The sequence below is a fragment of the Acinetobacter endophylla genome (assembly GCF_053543775.1).
The window spans coordinates 1-1,462 of the sequence record NZ_JBLVOM010000068.1; the positions used below are offsets into that span (position 1 = coordinate 1).

General features: G+C 35.6%; 2 protein-coding genes. One reads left to right on the top strand and one right to left on the bottom strand.

All coding sequences use genetic code 11. The annotated features are described in order from the left end of the window. Positions 1-306: 306 nt before the first annotated feature. The gene (locus ACNPNW_RS04885; RefSeq protein WP_004281968.1) at positions 307-519 is read left to right on the top strand and encodes a hypothetical protein; all 213 of its coding nucleotides are present in this window, start codon (positions 307-309) and stop codon (positions 517-519) included. A 226-nt stretch (positions 520-745) separates the two neighbouring features. Here ACNPNW_RS04885 and ACNPNW_RS04890 read toward each other — a convergent pair whose 3' ends face one another. Then, entirely contained in the window at positions 746-1,435 is a 690-nt protein-coding gene (locus ACNPNW_RS04890; protein ID WP_448766618.1) for a GntR family transcriptional regulator, read from the bottom strand. Positions 1,436-1,462: the final 27 nt, after the last annotated feature.

Sequence of the window (1,462 nt, forward strand, 5' to 3'; positions counted from 1 at the left end):
TGTCTTCTTAGAATATTGTAGGCAATAAAGCCCCCCATAATTATTGACAAACTAAATCAGGTTGCTTGTTCCTCAAATGCTTGCCCTCCTGTAAATCACTTTTGATTTCTGGGTAACGCATTTCTATTTCCCAGCGCTGAGCATAAAGCTTCGCCAAGCCTATCAGTGGCTATGTCTTTGGGTTCATTAATAAAGTGATATAACGTCTAATTTTCCCTTCCTGCTCAACTTCAATCAAACGCACTTCCCAATACCCCCTAATGTTGGATTAAGTTTCTTGGCATTTGCTGATATTGGCATCCTGATATGAAAGTCATGCTGAGAATTACGCTTGATTTAGAATTGTTCAAACACAATTTAAACCAGATCCCTTCAGGAACCTTTGTTCTTACAGATAGAGGTTATCAAAGGATTTATACTTTGTATCCCAATACCCTGTTGCCATTAGAGGCCAAAAGCCGCTGTAAACTGGATCCTGAACTAAAAATCTATAATCAGGAAATCAATAAAGAAGAATAGAAATTAAGTATGTATTTGGCAGTCTAAAAACTTTCAAAATGCTTTCAGAACGTTATCGCAATAGAGCTAAAAGCCCCCCCTTTTGAGATTCAATCTAGTTGCTGGAATTTATAATTTGCAACTGAGTAAGAATGATTTATGAAGGAGGTCTAATCTAAGAAAATAAAAAAAATCCTAAAACCATTTAACTTCTTAGGATTTGAATGGGCAGGATATAAATATAAGCTTATGCTTGAATATCTAAGGTCATTTCAATTTTGTCCTGTGACCAGATTTCGATGTCATATTCAATCACTAGATCATCTGATTTTGAAATACGTTCAATATAAGTGGCGGTTTGACTTAAAGGAATACCTAAGTGCTGGCTCTCAAAATGAGACACACCGGTATTTTTAATTTTTAACTGACTACTCGTGTAATTATAATGAAAGTGATTTTTAATGACATCTTGTACCGAAGTAATCACATCATAATTCAGCACATCTGGAAACAGCGCAACAGGTAAATAATTATATTCTAGAAGTACAGGTACATCATCAGCATAACGTAAACGGATAATTTCAATAAAGCCCAATTTACGATTTTCTTCGCTAAAAAGATTACTGTGATCCAATCGCTCCAGCTGTCGGGTCGAGATCAGTTCAGTTCTGGCATTAAAACCCTGTGCCTTCATATAAGAACGAAAATTTTCAATTGAGTTTGGATAATATTGAATTTTTTTATTACTCACGAACCAGCCGAGATTTTGCCGTTTGAAAATTTTATCTTCGGCACGAAGCTGTTCATAGGCCTTACGCACTGTTTCCCTTGAACAGTCAAACTTTAATGCCAAGTACCGTTCGGATGGAATTATTTGATTAGAACTGTAATTTTTCAATTCAGCCTCAATCAAATCTCTGATTTCCATATACTTCATTCAGTGAATCCAGTGAGTGCTCATAAG

What these genes read in the sequence shown, in the direction of transcription:
- ACNPNW_RS04890 (WP_448766618.1), bottom strand. Translation starts at nt 1,435, where the DNA reads ATGAAGTATATGGAAATCAGAGATTTGATTGAGGCTGAATTGAAAAAT.
- ACNPNW_RS04885 (WP_004281968.1), top strand. Translation starts at nt 307, where the DNA reads ATGAAAGTCATGCTGAGAATTACGCTTGATTTAGAATTGTTCAAACAC.